At 65.9% G+C, this 17,515-nt stretch carries 17 protein-coding genes and 2 tRNA genes; 8 read left to right on the top strand and 11 right to left on the bottom strand.

Annotation, left to right across the window (positions count from 1 at the left end; all coding sequences use genetic code 11):
- The 11 genes from ABD736_RS10840 to dnaA all read right to left on the bottom strand — a co-directional run bounded on the left by ABD736_RS10840 (position 1) and on the right by dnaA (position 12,073).
- Positions 1-795 (bottom strand): TMEM164 family acyltransferase, encoded by a 795-nt coding sequence (locus ABD736_RS10840; RefSeq protein WP_344791778.1) that lies wholly within the window; start codon positions 793-795, stop codon positions 1-3.
- Between the two features lie 74 nt (positions 796-869).
- Positions 870-942, bottom strand: a tRNA-Ala gene (locus ABD736_RS10835).
- Between the two features lie 12 nt (positions 943-954).
- Positions 955-1,031: transfer RNA gene (locus tag ABD736_RS10830), tRNA-Ile, on the bottom strand.
- Between the two features lie 92 nt (positions 1,032-1,123).
- Positions 1,124-1,534, bottom strand: coding sequence for a DUF3566 domain-containing protein (locus ABD736_RS10825; protein ID WP_344791777.1), 411 nt, complete (start codon positions 1,532-1,534; stop codon positions 1,124-1,126).
- Entirely contained in the window at positions 1,524-4,115 is a 2,592-nt protein-coding gene (gyrA, locus tag ABD736_RS10820) for a DNA gyrase subunit A (RefSeq protein ID WP_344791776.1), read from the bottom strand. Before gyrA ends, ABD736_RS10825 begins: the two co-directional genes overlap by 11 nt.
- 50 nt (positions 4,116-4,165) lie before the next feature.
- A complete protein-coding gene (gene gyrB, locus ABD736_RS10815) occupies positions 4,166-6,169 on the bottom strand; it encodes a DNA topoisomerase (ATP-hydrolyzing) subunit B (RefSeq protein ID WP_344791775.1) in 2,004 nt (667 codons plus the stop codon).
- A gap of 123 nt (positions 6,170-6,292) precedes the next feature.
- Positions 6,293-6,619, bottom strand: a complete 327-nt coding sequence (locus tag ABD736_RS10810) for a DciA family protein (RefSeq protein ID WP_344791774.1) — start codon at positions 6,617-6,619, stop codon at positions 6,293-6,295.
- A gap of 173 nt (positions 6,620-6,792) precedes the next feature.
- Positions 6,793-8,001 (bottom strand): DNA replication/repair protein RecF, encoded by a 1,209-nt coding sequence (recF, locus tag ABD736_RS10805; protein ID WP_344791773.1) that lies wholly within the window; start codon positions 7,999-8,001, stop codon positions 6,793-6,795.
- Positions 8,002-8,093: 92 nt separating this feature from the next.
- Positions 8,094-8,981, bottom strand: a complete 888-nt coding sequence (gene gnd, locus ABD736_RS10800) for a phosphogluconate dehydrogenase (NAD(+)-dependent, decarboxylating) (protein ID WP_344791771.1) — start codon at positions 8,979-8,981, stop codon at positions 8,094-8,096.
- Positions 8,982-8,995: 14 nt separating this feature from the next.
- Positions 8,996-10,141 carry a DNA polymerase III subunit beta gene (gene dnaN, locus ABD736_RS10795; protein WP_344791769.1) on the bottom strand — a complete coding sequence of 382 codons (1,146 nt, stop codon included), beginning with the start codon at positions 10,139-10,141 and terminating at the stop codon, positions 8,996-8,998.
- A 486-nt stretch (positions 10,142-10,627) separates the two neighbouring features.
- Positions 10,628-12,073 carry a chromosomal replication initiator protein DnaA gene (gene dnaA, locus ABD736_RS10790; protein ID WP_344791768.1) on the bottom strand — a complete coding sequence of 482 codons (1,446 nt, stop codon included), beginning with the start codon at positions 12,071-12,073 and terminating at the stop codon, positions 10,628-10,630.
- Between the two features lie 392 nt (positions 12,074-12,465).
- Here dnaA and rpmH point away from each other — a divergent pair, with 392 nt between their 5' ends.
- The 8 genes from rpmH (at position 12,466) to ABD736_RS10750 (ending at position 17,482) form a co-directional block, all read left to right on the top strand.
- Positions 12,466-12,603, top strand: coding sequence for a 50S ribosomal protein L34 (gene rpmH, locus ABD736_RS10785; RefSeq protein WP_199224450.1), 138 nt, complete (start codon positions 12,466-12,468; stop codon positions 12,601-12,603).
- Between the two features lie 14 nt (positions 12,604-12,617).
- Positions 12,618-12,956, top strand: a complete 339-nt coding sequence (gene rnpA / locus ABD736_RS10780) for a ribonuclease P protein component (protein WP_344791767.1) — start codon at positions 12,618-12,620, stop codon at positions 12,954-12,956.
- A gap of 47 nt (positions 12,957-13,003) precedes the next feature.
- Complete coding sequence (gene yidD / locus ABD736_RS10775) at positions 13,004-13,324, top strand: membrane protein insertion efficiency factor YidD (protein WP_344792243.1); 321 nt, start codon at positions 13,004-13,006, stop codon at positions 13,322-13,324.
- A gap of 10 nt (positions 13,325-13,334) precedes the next feature.
- Positions 13,335-14,324, top strand: coding sequence for a membrane protein insertase YidC (yidC, locus tag ABD736_RS10770; RefSeq protein WP_344791766.1), 990 nt, complete (start codon positions 13,335-13,337; stop codon positions 14,322-14,324).
- 38 nt (positions 14,325-14,362) lie between these two features.
- Positions 14,363-14,866 (top strand): Jag family protein, encoded by a 504-nt coding sequence (locus ABD736_RS10765; RefSeq protein ID WP_425555011.1) that lies wholly within the window; start codon positions 14,363-14,365, stop codon positions 14,864-14,866.
- Positions 14,867-14,949: 83 nt separating this feature from the next.
- The gene (rsmG, locus tag ABD736_RS10760) at positions 14,950-15,576 is read left to right on the top strand and encodes a 16S rRNA (guanine(527)-N(7))-methyltransferase RsmG (RefSeq protein WP_344791764.1); all 627 of its coding nucleotides are present in this window, start codon (positions 14,950-14,952) and stop codon (positions 15,574-15,576) included.
- Positions 15,577-15,623: 47 nt separating this feature from the next.
- Positions 15,624-16,523 carry a ParA family protein gene (locus ABD736_RS10755; protein WP_425555010.1) on the top strand — a complete coding sequence of 300 codons (900 nt, stop codon included), beginning with the start codon at positions 15,624-15,626 and terminating at the stop codon, positions 16,521-16,523.
- Positions 16,523-17,482: a ParB/RepB/Spo0J family partition protein gene (locus ABD736_RS10750; RefSeq protein WP_344791763.1), complete on the top strand. Its 960-nt coding sequence runs from the start codon at positions 16,523-16,525 to the stop codon at positions 17,480-17,482. The genes ABD736_RS10755 and ABD736_RS10750 overlap by 1 nt, the downstream gene beginning before the upstream one ends.
- Positions 17,483-17,515 lie beyond the last annotated feature (33 nt).

The following is a 17,515-nucleotide window of genomic DNA, read 5'->3' as shown; positions in this document are numbered from 1 at the left end:
CTACAGGGCAGAGGTCACAACGGGAATGGCAGTGGGGAGCTCGGGGTCGCGGGGGCGGCGCGTGGCACGCCCGAGCCGCTCGAAGCCGCGCTGGATCGCGACCATCAGCAGCAGCACGGGGTACAGGATCGGCAGCAGCGGCAGCTCGTAGAGCACCGGCACGTGGATCAGCTTCCACAGCACGACCAGGATGCCGGCGCCCTCAGGGTCGAAGACGTACATGTAGTTCGCCGCCGGGTCGACGAACGCGCGGGCGAAGAGCGTCACAGGAAGCACGAGCAGGCCGAGCACCGTGAACCAGAGAAGCGACAGCGCGGCATCCCGCCAGCGCGGTCGATAGCCGCCGAGCGCGGCGTGTGTGACGGGCAGCACCACGTTGAGCCCGTGCACCACGTAGAAGAGGCTGTTCATCGACCAGAGCACGTGGCTCTCGTACTGCGCACCGGGCGACGCCAGCGCCAGGAACGCCGCGAGCGCACCCGGGAAGAACAGCAGCGTGTGCAGCGGGCGCGCCCACCACTGCCGCGTGGCGAGCATCCCCGGAACCAGCAGGATCGTCACCAGCGTGCAGAAGTGGAACGGCCAGTTCCGTGAGAGCACGAAGTCGGGGTACTGGTGGCTTGCGATGCGGTTGAAGGTGAAGAGCGTGGAGACGCCCCAGTTGCCGAGCGCAACGGCGAACAGCACGAGGCGCCAGCTGCGGCCGGGACGTTTTCTGAGCAGCGCCCACAGACCGGTGGTGACGCCGACAAGCAGCAGCAGATAGAGAGACCACGTCGTCGTGAAGGGCGTCACGGCGCCCAAGCATAGGGGCGCACTGGCCGCAAAACGAAACGCCCGGCGTAATGTGGCCGGGCGTGTTCTGGGAGTGGAGCCTAGGAGAATCGAACTCCTGACATCCTGCTTGCAAAGCAGGCGCTCTACCAACTGAGCTAAGGCCCCGAGAGGGGAATGTGGTGGGGCTACCAGGACTTGAACCTGGGACCTCTTCATTATCAGTGAAGCGCTCTAACCGCCTGAGCTATAGCCCCGTGAAACGGACCTGTTAGAGATTACCGGACGATTGCGCGGCGGCGAAATCGGGCCGGGAAAACCCTGGGACAGGCATCCGTCGTCGGAAAAATCAGTTGTTCGTGAAGCCGACCAGCAGGCCGCCGGTGATCTTCACCGAGAGGTTGTAGAGCAGCGCGATGACGGCCCCGAGCGCGGTCACGACCACCAGGTCGAGGATGCCCACGATGATCGCGAAGCTCATCACGTTGCCGAGGCCGACCGCGTCGAGCAGGCCGTTCTGGCTCTGACCGCCGATCGACTGGAACAGCTCGGCGATCTGCTTGAAGACGCCGGTCTGAGTGAGCACGGTCCACAGCAGGAACGTCGCGACGATGCCGATGATGGCGATGGCGAGGCCGGCGAGGAACGAGACCTTCACGGCCGACCAGAAGTCGACGTAGACCAGCTTGAGCCGGACCTGCTTCGACGTGGGGCGCTTCGCCGTCTTGCGGGCAAGTCGCTCGGCGACGTTACTGCTCATCTGTCGGTTCACCCTCCGCCTGGCCCGTCGCTGCGGGCGATGTCGTTTCGACCAGTTCCACCTCTTCGGTGCCCTCGGTCGCCTCACTCACAACGTCCTCGCCGCCGAGCTTCCGCTCGACGTTGCGCGCGAGGGCGATGATCCGATCCTTGTCCGCGAAGCGGGCAAAGACGACGCCCATAGTATCCCGGCCCTTTGCGGGAACCTCAGAGACGGCCGTGCGCACGACCTTCCCGCTCTGCAGCACGACGAGCACCTCGTCGTCCTCGTCGACGATCAGCGCGCCGGCCAGATCGCCGCGGTCCTCGACCAGCTTCGCGACCTTGATGCCGAGACCGCCGCGGCCCTGCAGCCGGTACTGGTCGACCGACGTGCGCTTGGCGTAGCCGCCCTCGGTGACCGCGAACACGAACCCCTCGTCACTGACGACGGATGCCGCAAGCAGGCTGTCCCCGTCGCGGAAGCTCATGCCCTTCACGCCGCTCGTCGAGCGGCCCATCGGGCGCAGCGAGTCGTCGGTCGCGGTGAAGCGCAGCGACATGCCCTTGCGCGACACCAGCAGGATGTCGTCGGTGTTCTCGACGAGCAGCGCCGAGATCAGCTCGTCGCCCTCGCGCAGCTTGATCGCGATGATGCCGCCGGTGCGGTTGGTGTCATACTCCTCGAGCGGGGTCTTCTTGACGAGGCCGTCGCGGGTCGCGAGCACGAGGTGCGTCGCGGCTTGGTAGTCACGGATGTCGAGCACTGCGGCGATCTGCTCGTCGGGCTGCATCGCCAGCAGGTTCGCGACGTGCTGGCCCTTGGCGTCGCGGCCGCCCTCGGGCACCTCGTAGGCCTTGGCGCGATAGACCCGCCCCAGGTTCGTGAAGAACAGCAGCCAGTGGTGGGTGGTCGTCACGAAGAAGTGGTCGACGAGGTCTTCCCCACGCAACTGCGCGCCCCGCACGCCCTTGCCGCCGCGGTGCTGCGCGCGGTAGTTGTCGCTGCGGGTGCGCTTGATGTAGCCGCCGCGGGTGATGGTGATGACCATCTCCTCTTCGGGGATCAGGTCTTCGATCGAGACGTCGCCGTCGTAGCCCATCAGGATGTTCGTGCGGCGCTCGTCGCCGTACTTGTCGACGATCTCGGTGAGCTCGTCGCTGACGATCGAGCGCTGCCGCTCCGGCGACGCGATGATCTCTTTGTACTCGGCGATCTCGCGCTCGAGGGCCTCGAGGTCGTCGATGATCTTCTGACGCTCGAGAGCGGCGAGGCGGCGCAGCTGCATCGCGAGAATCGCGTTCGCCTGCAGCTCGTCGATGTCGAGCAACTGGATCAGGCCGGCGCGGGCCTCGTCGACGTCGGGCGAGCGGCGGATCAGGGCGATGACCTCGTCGAGCGCGTCGAGCGCCTTCACGAGACCGCGCTGGATGTGCGCCTTCTCTTCGGCCTGGCGCAGCCGGAACTGCGTGCGCCGCACGATGACGTCGACCTGGTGGTCGATCCACGCGGTGATGAAGCCGTCGAGCGGAAGCGTGCGCGGCACGCCCTCGACGATCGCGAGCATGTTCGCGCCGAAGTTCTCCTGCAGCTGGGTGTGCTTGTACAGGTTGTTGAGCACGACCTTCGCGACGGCGTCGCGCTTCAGCGTGATGACGAGACGCTGGCCGGTGCGGCCTGAGGTCTCGTCGCGGATGTCTGCGATGCCGGCGAGCTTGCCGTCGTTGACGAGGTCGGCGATCTTGATCGCGAGGTTGTCGGGGTTGACCTGGTAGGGCAGCTCGGTGACGACGAGCGCGGTGCGGCCGCCCACCTCTTCGACGTTGACGACGGCGCGCATCGTGATCGAGCCGCGACCGGTGCGGTAGGCGTCCTGGATGCCCTTGACGCCGAGGATCTGGGCGCCGGTCGGGAAGTCGGGACCCTTCACCCGCTGCATCGCGGCTTCGAGAAGCTCTTCACGAGTGGCCTCTGGGTGCGCGAGCGCCCAGAGCGCGGCATCCGCCACCTCACGCAGGTTGTGCGGCGGAATGTTGGTCGCCATTCCGACCGCGATGCCGACCGAGCCGTTGACGAGCAGGTTCGGGAAGCGGCTCGGCAGCACGAGCGGCTCGTCGGTCGAGCCGTCGTAGTTCGGCTGGAAGTCGACCGTCTCCTGGTCGATGTCGCGCACCATCTCAAGCGCGAGCGGGGCCATCTTCGTCTCGGTGTACCGGGGCGCGGCCGCGCCGTCGTTACCCGGCGAACCGAAGTTGCCCTGGCCGAGAGCCAGCGGGTAGCGCAGCGACCACGGCTGAACGAGGCGCACGAGGGTGTCGTAGATCGCCGAGTCGCCGTGCGGGTGGTACTGGCCCATGACGTCGCCGACGACACGGGCGCACTTGGAGAAGGGGCGGTCGGGCCGGTACCCGCCGTCATACATCGCGTAGATCACCCGGCGGTGTACGGGCTTCAGGCCGTCGCGCACCTCGGGAAGTGCGCGGCCGACGATGACCGCCATGGCGTAGTCGAGGTACGACCTCTGCATCTCGAGCTGCAGGTCGACCTGGTCGATCTTGCCGTGGACGTTCGGTTCGTCGATTCCGGGGGTCTCGTCAGACATGTCTTCTCTTCTTTACGGGATGCCGCGGGCCGGTGTTCTCGGCGCTGGCGCTAGACGTCGAGGAAGCGGACGTTCTTGGCGTTCTTCTGGATGAAGTGACGGCGGGATTCGACGTCGTCGCCCATCAGGGTGGCGAACACCTCGTCGGCCGCCGCGGCGTCCTCCATGGTGACCTGGCGCAGGGTGCGGGTCTCGGGGTTCATGGTCGTGTCCCAGAGCTCTTCGTAGTTCATCTCGCCGAGACCCTTGTAGCGCTGGACGCCGTTCTCCTTGGGAATCCGCTTCCCTGCCGCTTGGCCTGCTTTGAGCAGCGCGTCTCGCTCCTGGTCGGAGTACACGTACTCGTGCTCGGCGTTGGTCCACTTGAGCCGGTAGAGCGGCGGCTGCGCGAGGTAGACGTAGCCGAGTTCGATGAGCGGCCGCATGTAGCGGAAGATCAAGGTGAGCAGCAGCGTCGTGATGTGCTGGCCGTCCACGTCGGCGTCGGCCATCAGCACCATCTTGTGATAGCGCACCTTCTCGGCGTTGAACTCTTCACCGAGGCCGGCGCCGAACGCACGGATCATCGCCTGGATCTCTGCGTTGGCAAGGGCACGGTCGAGCCGCGCCTTCTCGACGTTCAGAATCTTGCCGCGCAAGGGCAGAATCGCCTGCGTCGCGGGGTTGCGACCCTGCGTCGCCGAGCCTCCTGCCGAGTCGCCCTCGACGAGGAAGATCTCGGAGATCGACGGGTCCTTCGACGAGCAGTCCTTGAGCTTGCCCGGCATGCCGCTTCCCTCGAGCAGGCCCTTGCGCCGCACGGTCTCGCGCGCCTTGCGCGCCGCGATGCGCGCGGTCGCGGCCTGGATGCCCTTGCGGATGATGTCGCGAGCGGCGTTCGGGTTGCGGTCGAACCAGTCGCCGAGCTGGTCGCCGACAACCTTCTGCACGTAGGCCTTCGCCTCGGTGTTGCCGAGCTTGGTCTTGGTCTGGCCCTCGAACTGCGGCTCGGCGAGCTTCACCGAGATGACCGCGGTGAGACCTTCGCGGATGTCCTCGCCGGAGAGGTTGTCGTCCTTCTCTTTGAGGATGTTCTTCTCGCGGGCGTACCGGTTGACGAGCGTTGTGAGCGCGGCGCGGAAGCCCTCTTCGTGCGTTCCGCCCTCGTGCGTGTTGATCGTGTTCGCGTAGGTGTGGACGCTCTCGCTGTAGGCACCGGTCCACTGCATCGCGACCTCGAGGGCGATCTTCTTCGAGGTGTCCTCTGCCTCGAAGTGAATGATCTCGTCGTTGACGATCTCGTTCTTCTTGATCGAGTTGAGGTACTCGACGTAATCCTCGAGACCGCGCTCGTAGTGGAAGACGTCGACGCGCGCTTCGATCGGCTCGCCTTCGTCATCGGTCTTGGCACCCTCGCGCTCGTCGTGGAGCTCGATGATGAGTCCCTTGTTGAGGAACGCGTACTGCTGGAACCGCGAGCGCAGCGTCTCGTAGTCGAACTCGACGGTCTCGAACACGTCGCTACTCGGCCAGAAGGTGATGGTGGTTCCGGTGCCCTCCGTCGGCTCGCCCTTCGCGAGCGGTGCGTCGGGCTTGCCGTCGTGATAGCTCTGGGTCCAGACGTGGCCCTTCTGCTTCACCTCGACTTCGAGGCGGCTCGAGAGCGCGTTGACCACCGACGAGCCGACGCCGTGCAGACCGCCGGAGACGGCGTATGCGCCGCCGCCGAACTTGCCGCCGGCGTGCAGAACGGTCAGCACGAGCTCGACGGTCGAGATGCCTTCCGGCTGGTGGATCTCGACGGGGATGCCGCGCGCGTTGTCGACGACGCGCACGCCGCCGTCACTCGTGAGCGTGATGATCACCCGGTCGCCGGAGCCGGCGAGGTACTCGTCGACCGCGTTGTCGACGATCTCCCACACGAGGTGGTGCAGACCGCGCGGGCCGGTCGAGCCGATGTACATTCCGGGACGCTTGCGAACCGCCTCGAGGCCCTCGAGCACCTGGATCTGGTTCGCGCCGTAACTCTGGTCTTCAGAGCCGTCGCCGGCCTGGTTCGTCGGTTCGGTCGTCATGTGAAATTGAGCTCCTGACCTACACAGATCGTGACATCTGATCCTATCAGGAGGGGGTGTGATTCCCCGGGCTATACGCCGCTCTGACGCGTTTATTTCGCGCTTTGGGACTGATTTGCCGACTCAGCCGTAGGTATCGCGAGGGCCGCGCCATTGCGTCGACCTGCGGCCGTATTTCCAGGTCGGTACGTCCGGCCCGTTGAAACGGATCGATTGGATGCCGGCGCGCGGGTACCGCCGGCTGATTGCAGTCAACAACTCCACTCGCATAATTCGTAGCTGCGTGGCCCAGGCGGTCGAATCGCACTGCACGGTCAGCACGCCGTCCTCGATGCCAAGCGGGCGCGACTTCGCCGCGGTCCCCTCGCCGACCAGCTCGGACCACGCTCCGATGAGCTCGGCCTTGTCGAGTTCGGAGTCCCAGCCGAGCTCTGTGGTGAGTGCTTCCATGACGGATCCGAGACCGCGTGGATCTCGCCCAGCACCGAACGGCTCAGAGCCCGGTTCTCCACTTCCGGCCCGCTGGCGGCTTTTCGAGGCACGCGCGGTAGGGCCCCCGAACAGCTTCTTGAGACGGAGATAGACGAGGGATGCCTCACTCTGCGGCTCTTCAGACGAACCGTTCATTCGCTCGCCACCTCTCCCGCACGGATCTTGACGAGCCTCGCGCCGAGCTCCTGCGGCACGTCCTCGAGAACCGCCGCAGTGATGAGGACCTGCTCGAAGTCGCCGATGGCGCTCGCGAGGGCGCGCCGGCGCGCGGCATCCAGTTCGGCGAAGACGTCATCGAGCACGAGCACCGGATCTCCGATGACGGACTCTGCCCGCAGCAGCTGCGCAGACGCGAGCCGCAGGGCGAGCGCGAACGACCACGACTCACCATGGCTCGCATAGCCCTTCGCCGGCAGCTCGTTCAGCTCGAACAGCAGGTCGTCGCGGTGCGGGCCAACCAGCGTGATCCCGCGCTCGAGCTCTTTCCGCCGCACGCCCGCCAGCGCTGCCCGGAACTGTTCGCTGGTCGAGGGTGCGCTGACCGCCGACTCACCTTGCCCGTTCCCCGCGGACCCCGGGAAGCGCGCGTCGCGAAAGGCCGCCCCGCCCCCGGCATCCGGCTCGTCATCATCGCCGACCGCGCCGTGAATGCTGAGTCGCTGCGTGATCCGGGGATGCTGGTCGACACCGGCGACTGCCTGGTATGCCACGCGCAGTGGTCCTGCGAGTTCGCCGACGAGCGCTTCACGCCGATCGATCAGCTCGCTGCCGAGCTCGACCAGCCGCTCGTTCCAGATCTCGAGCGTCGAGAGCTGCGACTCCTTGATGCGCTGCGCCCGCGCGGACTTGAGCAGCGAATTGCGCTGGGTGACGATGCGCGCGTAATCAGCCTGCACGCCGGCGAGCCGCGGTGAGCGCTGCACGAGCAGCTCGTCGATGAAGCGCCGGCGCGTGGAGGGCTCGCCACGCACGAGCGCGAGGTCCTCCGGAGCGAACAGGATGCTCGAGAAGTAGCGCGGCAGCTCGCGAGTGCGCACGGCGGAGCGGTTGACCTGCGCTCGGTTCGCCGCACCCCGATTGAGCTGCACCTCGACCAGCAGCTCGCGATCGACATGGCGCAGGGCCGCACGCACGACCGCGGAGTCCGCACCTGCTCTGATCATCGCCGAGTCCACCGACGTGCGGTGCGAGCCCAGGGTGGCGAGATAGCCGAGGGACTCGACGAGGTTGGTCTTGCCCTGCCCGTTCGGGCCGACGAAGACGGTGACGCCTTCGGAGAGATCGAGCTCGGCGTCGCGATAGTTGCGGAAGTCGGTGAGAGTGAGGCGTTTCACGTGCAACGGTGATCTCCCTCTCTCATAAGAAGACGCCCCCGCCGGGGCCGAGCGGCGCGAAGCGCATCTCGAAGCCTCGACGGGGGCGCCGGTGGTTGCTAGTCGACAGCCTTGACGGCGTGGCCGCCGAACTGGTTGCGCAGAGCGGCGACGGCCTTCATCGCCGGCGAGTCCTCCTGGCGCGAGACGAAGCGCGCGAAGATCGATGCGGAGATCGTGGGAAGCGGCACCGCATTGTTGATGCCTTCCTCCACGGTCCACCGGCCCTCGCCGGAGTCCTGCACGTAGCCTTCGATGTTCTGGAACTCCGGGTCCGCCTCGAGGGCGCGCACCAGCAGCTCGAGCAGCCAGGAGCGCACGACGGTGCCGCGCTGCCACGCCTTGAAGGTGCCCGTGACGTCCTTGATGATGTCCTTGCGGGTGTCGAGCAGCTCGTAGCCCTCTGCATAGGCCTGCATCAGCGCGTACTCGATGCCGTTGTGCACCATCTTCGCGTAGTGGCCCGCGCCGACCTCGCCGACGTGAACGAAGCCCTCTTCGCGCGGACCCTCGGGGCGCAGCGCGTCGAAGACCGGCATGACGCGCTCGACCTGAGCCTCCGAGCCGCCGACCATGAGGCCATAGCCGTTCTCGAGACCCCACACACCACCGGAGACGCCGGCATCCATGTAATCGATGCCCTTGGCCGCCAGCTGCTCAGCGTGACGGAAGTCGTCGGTGAACTTGGAGTTGCCGCCGTCGATGACGAGGTCGCCGGGCTCGAGCAGGCCCTCGAGATCGTTGACGACCGAGTCCGTGATCTTGCCGGCCGGCACCATGACCCACACCGTGCGGGGTGCGGGCAGAGCATTGACGAGTTCGGCGAGCGTCGCGACGTCGCTGACGGCGGGGTTGGTGTCGTAGCCGGTGACCTCGACGCCGTTCTTCTCGAGGCGGGCACGCATGTTGTTGCCCATCTTGCCGAGACCGATGAGACCGATGTGCACGATGGTCCTTCTTCCTAACGCAGCAGCAGGTTGGGCTGCAGCAGGTACTTGTAAGTGTCGCTCCCGGCCTGTTCCCTGCTGGTCTGGCTCGTGATGAGCACCGGGCCGGGCTTGTTGGGGTTCTCGGTCTTGGTGAACGAGATGCGCACGAATTCCGAGTGCACCGAGCTCAGACCGTCCAGCAGGAACTGGGGCTTGAGCGAGACGACGGTGTCCTGCCCAGTCAAGAGAGCGTCGATGCTCTCCGAGGCCTGCGCCTGCTCGGAGCCGATGGCTTCGAGCGTCAGGCCCTCTGACGTGAAGGTGTAGCGCAGCGCGGCCTCGCGCTCGAGGACGATCTGCACGCGGCGGGTCGCCTCGATGAGCTCTGCCGTGTTGAGCACTGCGTAGTTGTCGACGGATTCCGGGAAGAGGCGCTTCACCGGCGGGAAGTTGCCCTTGATGAGCAGTGACGTGACCGTCTTCTTCTCGGCGGTGAACGCGATCAGCTCGCGCTCGTCGTTGTTCTGAATCGCGACGGAGATGTTGCCGGCGTGCACGAGCGTCTTGCCGATCTCCTGCAGGGTGCGGGCGGGAACGAGGGCACTCGCCTGCTCGACACCGCCGGTCGAGCCGTCCCAGTCGATCTCGCGCACCGCGACGCGGTAGCGGTCGGTGGCGACCAGGCTGAGCGCGTTCTCGGCGATCTCGAGCTGCACGCCGGTGATCACAGGCGTCACGTCGTCGCGCGACGCGGCGACCCCCACCTGTGCGACGGCCTCGGCGAAGGCATCCGCCGGTACGACGCCACTGAACTGCTCGACCTGCGGCAGCGTCGGGTACTCCTCGACGGGCATCGACAGCAGGGTGAAGTGCGAAGAGCCGCAGGTGACGGCGATCTTGCCTTCGTCGGTCGAGAACTGGACCGGCGCGTTGGGCAGGCGCGACACGATGTCGGCCAGCAGCCGGCCTGAGACGAGGATCGTGCCCGGCTCGGTGACCTCTGCATCGATCTCGGTCTGAGAAGAGACCTCGTAGTCGAACGACGAGAGCGAGATGCCGGAGTCCGTCGTCCGGATGAGGATGCCGGACAGGATCGGCAGCGTCGTGCGCTGCGGCAGGAGTTTGACAGCGAAAGAGACGGCATCGCTCAGAACGTCGCGATTGGCCTGAAATCGCAAAACACACCCCTGAAGAGTCGGCGGACGGAAGTCGTGACAATGCTAGCGCCGCGCTCGGGCGGTGCCGACAAACGTGTGATTCACGAGGCGCCCGGCGGCGAAGGTTGTGGGAAGCGCGTCTTACAAGAATTTCGGTTAACGGTCTTAACGCATGTGGAGAGTGTGGATAACTCCGTCGATGCCAGTCGCTGTCAGGGAACTACATTCCTGTCACTTGTGAGTGGCGTGTGGTGAGTCGGTCTGCCGCGGAATGACAGGCATCTGCGCAAAAACGTGTGATTCACAAGAATCCGCGTCTCCCCCACATCGCGGCGGCGGTTATGCCTTAACAGTCCACAAGTTATCCACAGTGTGAAAATCCGCGGACGAAAAGCCTCTTCTGCAAGTCCTCAGTGCGGGGGACAGAGCCGAGGCGCGCGGAAGCGCGCCGATGGGGCACGAGCGCTGAGCGCGGGGCGTGACGCCGACCCCGGCGTCGACGGAGGGTCAGCGACGGGTCTGCTTGATGCGGCTGGTGAGCTCGGTGACCTGGTTGTAGATCGAGCGACGCTCCTTCATGAGCTCGCTGATCTTCTTGTTGGCGTACATCACGGTGGTGTGGTCGCGATTGCCGAACAGCTGCCCGATCTTCGGCAGCGAGAGGTTGGTGAGCTCGCGGCACAGATACATCGCGATCTGGCGCGCGGTCGCGATCGCCTGCGAGCGCGACGACCCGTAGAGGTCGTCGACCGACAGCTTGAAGTAGTCCGCCGTCGCCGTGATGATGTCGACCGGCGCGATGATGTTGTCGTCGTCGAGGGTGATGAGGTCCTTCAGCACCGTCTGCACGAGAGACATGTCGACGGGCGTGCGGTTCAGGCTCGCGAACGCCGTGACGCGGATGAGCGTCCCCTCGAGTTCGCGGATGTTGCTCGACACCTTCGTCGCCATGAACTCGAGGATGTCGTCAGGGACCATGACCTTCTCGCTCTGCGCCTTCTTGCGCAGAATCGCGATGCGGGTCTCGAGGTCGGGGGCCTGCACGTCCGTGATCAGTCCCCACTCGAACCGCGACCGCATGCGGTCCTCGAAGCCGGTCAGGTGCTTCGGCGGGAGGTCGGAGGTGATGACCACCTGCTTGTTGTGGTCGTGCAGCGTGTTGAAGGTGTGGAAGAACGCCTCCTGCGTCTCCACCGCGCGCTGCAGGAACTGGATGTCGTCGATCAGCAGGATGTCGATGTTCCGGTACCGCGCCTGGAAGCTCGCGCCCCTGTTGTTCTGGATCGAGTTGATGAAGTCGTTCGTGAACTCTTCAGAGCTGACGTAGCGCACGCGGATGCCCGGGTAGAGGCTCATCGCGTAGTGGCCGATCGAGTGCAGCAGATGCGTCTTGCCGAGGCCGGAGTCGCCGTAGATGAACAGCGGGTTGTACGCCTTGGCCGGCGCCTCGGCGACCGCGACCGCAGCCGCGTGCGCGAAGCGGTTGGACTGGCCGATGACGAAGTTGTCGAAGCTGTACTTGGGATTGAGGCGCGTGTCCGTCGCGCGCGGGGCGACAGTGACCTCGACGGATGCCTGCGCGGGCGGCGCCACGGCCGAGGGTGCTTCCGCGTAAGGGCTCTGCGGGGCGGCCGCCTCGACCGGTGCCGGGTCGGTGCCGGTCTGCAGCACCTCCTGCTCGATGTCGGGGTTGACGACGATGGCGAACGTCGAGACCTGCAGGGCGGGGTCGAGCCCTCCGATAGCCGACAGCAGAGGCATCCGGCAGCGTTGTTCGATCATGCCGCGCGTGAATTCGTTCGGCACCTCGAGGTAGAAGGTGCCGGCCATGATGCCCTTCGGCTCGACCAGGCTGAGGAACCCGTAGAGCTGCGCCGTCACTCGCTCGTCTTTGCTGAGGGTCGCGAGAATCGAACCCCACGCATCGCCGAGCGCAGCGTCGCCGTCAGTCATGTGTGTCCCCGCGTCCCCTGTAGTTATTCACAGCGTTATCCACCTCAGCGTCGCAAGAAAAGACACGGCCCGTCGATGGAAGCTGACGGGCCTGGGGATAACTGTGAGTGCCACGGTAGTGAACCGCAGGCCTGTGGACAAATCCCGAATGGGGCATAGAACGGGCGCGTCACGGCGTGTCGTGTGTGGCGGTTCGGGAATGTGTCGGGAGGATGGTTCGTTCTCGTCGGCGCGCCGGGCGGGCCGCTCAGTTTGAACTACAGGTCTGCGGCCCGTACAGTTAATTGGTTGACTGCGGCCGACAGTGCTCTGGCACCCGGCGGCTGCTCCCTTTCCTTGAGGCCCTGTCGTGTATCGACGTCGTGGCCGCTGCATCGATCGAAAGACGAACCATGACGAAGCGTACCTTCCAGCCCAACAACCGCCGCCGCGCCAAGGTGCACGGCTTCCGCCTGCGTATGCGCACCCGCGCCGGCCGCGCCATCCTGGCTGCTCGTCGTCGCAAGGGCCGCACCGAGCTCTCGGCGTAGCAGCTCCGCTCGCGGTGCTTGCCAAGGCCAACCGCATCGTCGGGGCGAACGACTACCGGGCGGTGGTGCGGCGCGGGACCAGGTTCCCCGCACCACACACCCTCACGTACGTTCGCATCACCCCGGGCGAAGCAGGTCGGCGCTTCGGCTTCATCGTGGGCAAGACTGTCGGCTCGGCGCCGGTCAGGAACCTTGTGCGACGCAGATTGAAGGCAGCCGCCTTCGAACTGCTCGACGAAGTTCCTGCCGGCGCCGATGTCGTGATCAGGGCCCTGCCAGCCTCTGCGCAGGCGCCCTGGTCTACGCTCCATGACGAGATCTCCCAAGCCATCCACAGGGCAGGAACCCGATGACCACCGCGCACGCGCACGGATTCCAGCGGCCGACCGCCGCCGCCGTGATGCACGTCGCCCGCGTGCTCGCGCTGCTCCCCCGCAACGTCGTCGTTGCTGTGCTGCGCGGCTATCGCACCGTGATCTCTCCGCTGTACGGCGACGTATGCCGGTACTACCCCTCGTGCTCGGCATACGCGCTCGGCGCGGTGCAGCAGCACGGGGTCATCAAGGGTGGCTCTCTCGCCGTGCGTCGAGTTGCACGCTGCCACCCCTGGGCAGAGGGCGGCATCGATGACGTCCCCGAGTCGACCTCCCACCACTTCCACGTGAACCGCTTCGGCTTCGTCGTCGACGGTCACGCGCACACCGGCCAACGAAAGGGCTGACCGAACCGAGATGAACCTCGAGAATCTGTACCTCACGATCCTCTGGCCGATCCGTTGGCTGGTCGAGGTCGTTCTGGTCTCATGGCACTGGATCTTCTCGCACATCGGAATGGACCCGAATGGTGGTCTGACCTGGGTTCTTTCCATCGTCGGCCTGGTCGTCGTCGTTCGCGCGGCCCTCATTCCGGTCTTCGTGCGCCAGATCAAGAATCAGCGCAAGATGCTCGAGGTCGCGCCGCAGATCAAGAAGATCCAGGACAAGTACAAGGGCAAGCGCGACCAGCTGTCTCGCGAGGCCATGAGCCGCGAGATGATGGAGTTCTACCGTGAGACGGGCACCAACCCGCTCTCGTCCTGCCTTCCCCTGATCATTCAGCTGCCGATCTTCGGTGCGCTGTTCGCGGTGCTCAACAACGCACAGCAGGGCCACGACGGCGTCGGGCTGCTGAACCACCAGCTCTCGCAGTCGTTCGGGCATGCATCGCTGTTCGGATTCGCACCGCTTCACGACAGCTTCCAGAGTGCGATGAACCACGCGGGCGGCCCCGTGGTCCCCGTCATGATCGTCGCCGCCGTGATGGTGGCGCTGATGGTCGCGTCGCAGTTCTACACGCAGCTGCAGATCATGTCGAAGAACATCTCCGACGAGACGAAGAACAGCCCGCAGTTCCGTCAGCAGCGCACGCTGATGTACTTCCTGCCGTTCATCTTCCTGTTCTCCGGCTTCGCGTTCCCCCTCGGCGTGATGTTCTACTGGCTGACCACCAACATCTGGACCATGGTTCAGCAGTTCCTCGTCATTCGCGCGATGCCCACCCCGGGCAGCGAGGCGGCACGCCTGCGTGAAGAGCGCCTCGCCAAGAAGCGCGAGGCGCTGATCGCCCAGGGCAAACTGCAGGTCGTCGAGCCGGCCGTCGAAGGCGGCGAGGCGATCGTCACCCGCGTCAACACACAGCGGCAGCAGCCGGTGAGCAACAAGCGCAAGAAGAAGCGCCGCTAGCTGACACGCAGCGACCGACAACAGCTGAACCGAAGAAGATGGATGCCATGAGCGACACCACCGCCCCCGAGGCCGACTCCGCGAACCACTCTGTCGTCGACGAGGGCGACCTCGCAGCCGACTACATCGAGGAGCTGCTGGACATCGCAGATCTCGATGGTGATCTCGAGATCGACGTGCGCAATGGCCGCACCTACCTGACGGTGACGGCCGGTGAGGGCGCCAACCTCGGTCGGCTCTCGCAGCAAGACGTGGTGCGCGCCCTTCAGGACCTCACCCGCCTCGCGGTGCAGAACCAGACCGGCGAGTTCTCGCGCCTCATCCTCGACATCGGCGGCTCGCGCGACGCGCGCCAGCAAGAGCTGACGGCGCTGGTGGACGGCGCGGTCGCCCGACTCGAGGCGGGTGCGGCGAAGGCGGCGCTGCCGCCCATGTCCTCGTACGAGCGCAAGATCGTGCACGACCTGGTCGCGGAGCGCGGCTTCACGTCCGAATCGCACGGTGAGGGCGCAGACCGCCACACGGTGATCTCGCGCGCGTAGAGATTTTCTGAGGGCGCCGGTCGTGAAGCGCGATCGGCGCCCTCGCGCTTGTTTCACGTGAAACGACGCTGTGAGGAGCGACGATGAACATCCCCGTAGAGGCCGAGCCGAGTGCGGCTGCCGAGCTCTTCGGAGACCGCATCGAACTCGCGCGGCAATTCGCCGCGGCGCTCGCCCAGCACGGTGAAGAGCGCGGACTGATCGGACCGCTGGAGCCCCCGCGACTGTGGACGCGCCACATCCTCAACTGCGCGGTGGTCGCTCCCCTGCTGCGCCCCGGTCGCGTCGGCGATGTCGGCAGCGGGGGCGGCCTGCCCGGTCTCGTTCTCGCGATCGCCCGTCCAGACGTCTCATTCACGCTCATCGAGCCGATGGAGCGCCGCGTCACCTGGCTCAACGAGCAGGTGGACGCGCTCGGTCTGGACAATGTGGAGGTGCTGCGCGCTCGGGCGGAAGAGGCGCCGAAGTACGGCTTCGATCAAGTGACCGCGCGGGCCGTGAGCGCCTTCCGAAAGCTTGTGCCCATCACCGCTCCCCTTCTCCGCCTCGGCGGCGAGCTCGTGTTGCTGAAGGGCGCCGGCGCCCAGGCCGAGATCGACGCGGCCGCGAAGGAGATGCGCAAGCACCGCGTGCACGACGTCGAGGTGCTCATGCTCGGCGAGGGGCTGCTCGAAGAGGTCACCCGGGTGATCCGGGCTACAGTGAACTAGACCTCCTCCACGCCGACCCGCCGATCCGAGAAGGACCACCGTTTCACGTGAAACACCCTGAGCAGGACCCCGCGACCGATGCCGGAGCTCCCCCGCTGCTGCGGGAGCTGACCGACATGACGAAGCGCCGCGCCGCGGCTGAGCAGCAGGTCCTTCCGCTTCCGTCGCGCACCCGCATCTTCACCATCTCGAACCAGAAGGGCGGGGTCGGGAAGACGACGACGGTGGTGAATCTGGCATCCGCCTTGGCCAAATACGGAGCGCGGGTGCTGGTCATCGACCTGGATCCGCAGGGAAACGCGTCGACGGCAGTCGGGGTGGAGCACCGCGAAGGGACACCGAGCGTCTACGACGTCATCGTCGGTGAGACGCCGATGGAGGACGTCGTGCAGTCGAGCCCCGAATCGGATGGGTTGTTCTGCGTCCCGGCGACGATCGACTTGGCGGGTGCCGAGATCGAGCTCGTCTCGATGGTGGCGCGCGAGCAGCGCCTGGCCCGTGCTCTGCAGGAGTACCTCGAGCGCACGGACTTCGACTACATCTTCATCGACTGCCCGCCGTCGCTCGGCCTGCTGACGATCAACGCGTTCGTCGCGGCGAACGAGGTCCTGATCCCGATTCAGTGCGAGTACTACGCACTCGAGGGTCTCAGCCAGCTGCTCAAGAACATCAAGCTCATCGAGAAGCATCTGAATCCGAAGCTGAAGCTGTCGACGATTCTGCTCACGATGTATGACTCGCGCACGAATCTCGCCCACCAGGTGGCCGACGATGTGCGCGAGCACTTCCCCAAAGAGACGCTCGCGACAGTCATCCCTCGTTCTGTCCGCATCTCTGAGGCCCCCAGCTATGGCCAGAGTGTGATCGCCTACGACTACGGCTCGTCCGGGTCGCTGGCGTATCTCGAAGCCGCCGTAGAAATCGCACGAAGAGGAGTACCACGGTAATGGCGAAGCGCACAGGTCTCGGTCGCGGCATCGGCGCGCTCATCCCGACGGCGTCGTCTGAGTCGGGCGCGCGTCCTGCGGATGTCTTCTTCTCGTCGACGGATGCCGCCCCGGCGGTTGCCGCAGAATCGGAAGCACCCGAGCTGGTGACGGTTCCCGGGGCACGCCTGGCGAGCCTCTCCCCCGCGGACATCGTGCCGAACGCGGTGCAGCCGCGCACCGAATTCGACCAGGAACTGCTCGACGAGCTGATCGCCTCGATCCGCGAGGTCGGCGTGCTGCAGCCCGTCGTCGTGCGGCCGCACCCCAGTGAACCCGGCAAATACGAGCTCATCATGGGCGAGCGGCGACTGCGCGCTACCAAGGCGCTCGGTCTCGAGACGATCCCTGCGGTCATCAAGGACACGCAGGACGAGCACATGCTGCGCGACGCGCTGCTCGAGAACCTGCACCGCGCACAGCTCAACCCGCTGGAAGAGGCCTCGGCCTATCAGCAGCTGCTCTCAGACTTCGGCATCACGCAGGAGGAGCTCGCCGGCCGCATCGGCCGCTCGCGCCCGCAGATCTCGAATACGCTGCGGCTGCTGAAGCTGCCGGCTCCGGTGCAGTCCAAGGTCGCCGCGGGTGTGCTCTCGGCCGGGCATGCGCGCGCCATCCTCGCCGCAGGTGAGGTCGAGTCGATGGTGCGGCTGGCAGACAAGATCATCAACGAGGACCTCTCGGTGCGCCAGGCCGAGGCCGTCGTCAGCAAGACGCCGAAGCCCGAGCGCACCAAGCCGACGGCTGGGCGGCACAAGGGCCACCTCGACGAGGTCGCCGAGCGGCTCGGTGATCGCCTCAACACGCGCGTCAAGATCGGCCTCACCTCGCGAAAGGGTCAGATCACGATCGACTTCGCAACCATCCAGGACCTGAATCGCATCCTCAACGAGCTCGGCGAGACCGGCTACGCGGGCTGAGGTCACGAATTACGTCACTGAGTTTCACGTGCG

It is taken from the genome of Gryllotalpicola daejeonensis (assembly GCF_039538145.1).
Classification (GTDB): Bacteria; Actinomycetota; Actinomycetes; order Actinomycetales; family Microbacteriaceae; genus Gryllotalpicola; species Gryllotalpicola daejeonensis.
This window is presented reverse-complemented; position numbering and strand designations above follow the sequence as displayed.

Coding starts and splice junctions, on each gene's coding strand:
- ABD736_RS10825 (WP_344791777.1), bottom strand. CDS start 1,534: ATGAGCAGTAACGTCGCCGAGCGACTTGCCCGCAAGACGGCGAAGCGC.
- gyrA (WP_344791776.1), bottom strand. CDS start 4,115: ATGTCTGACGAGACCCCCGGAATCGACGAACCGAACGTCCACGGCAAG.
- gyrB (WP_344791775.1), bottom strand. CDS start 6,169: ATGACGACCGAACCGACGAACCAGGCCGGCGACGGCTCTGAAGACCAG.
- ABD736_RS10810 (WP_344791774.1), bottom strand. CDS start 6,619: ATGGAAGCACTCACCACAGAGCTCGGCTGGGACTCCGAACTCGACAAG.
- dnaA (WP_344791768.1), bottom strand. CDS start 12,073: ATGACTGACGGCGACGCTGCGCTCGGCGATGCGTGGGGTTCGATTCTC.
- rpmH (WP_199224450.1), top strand. CDS start 12,466: ATGACGAAGCGTACCTTCCAGCCCAACAACCGCCGCCGCGCCAAGGTG.
- yidD (WP_344792243.1), top strand. CDS start 13,004: ATGCACGTCGCCCGCGTGCTCGCGCTGCTCCCCCGCAACGTCGTCGTT.
- yidC (WP_344791766.1), top strand. CDS start 13,335: ATGAACCTCGAGAATCTGTACCTCACGATCCTCTGGCCGATCCGTTGG.
- ABD736_RS10765 (WP_425555011.1), top strand. CDS start 14,363: ATGGATGCCATGAGCGACACCACCGCCCCCGAGGCCGACTCCGCGAAC.
- rsmG (WP_344791764.1), top strand. CDS start 14,950: ATGAACATCCCCGTAGAGGCCGAGCCGAGTGCGGCTGCCGAGCTCTTC.
- ABD736_RS10750 (WP_344791763.1), top strand. CDS start 16,523: ATGGCGAAGCGCACAGGTCTCGGTCGCGGCATCGGCGCGCTCATCCCG.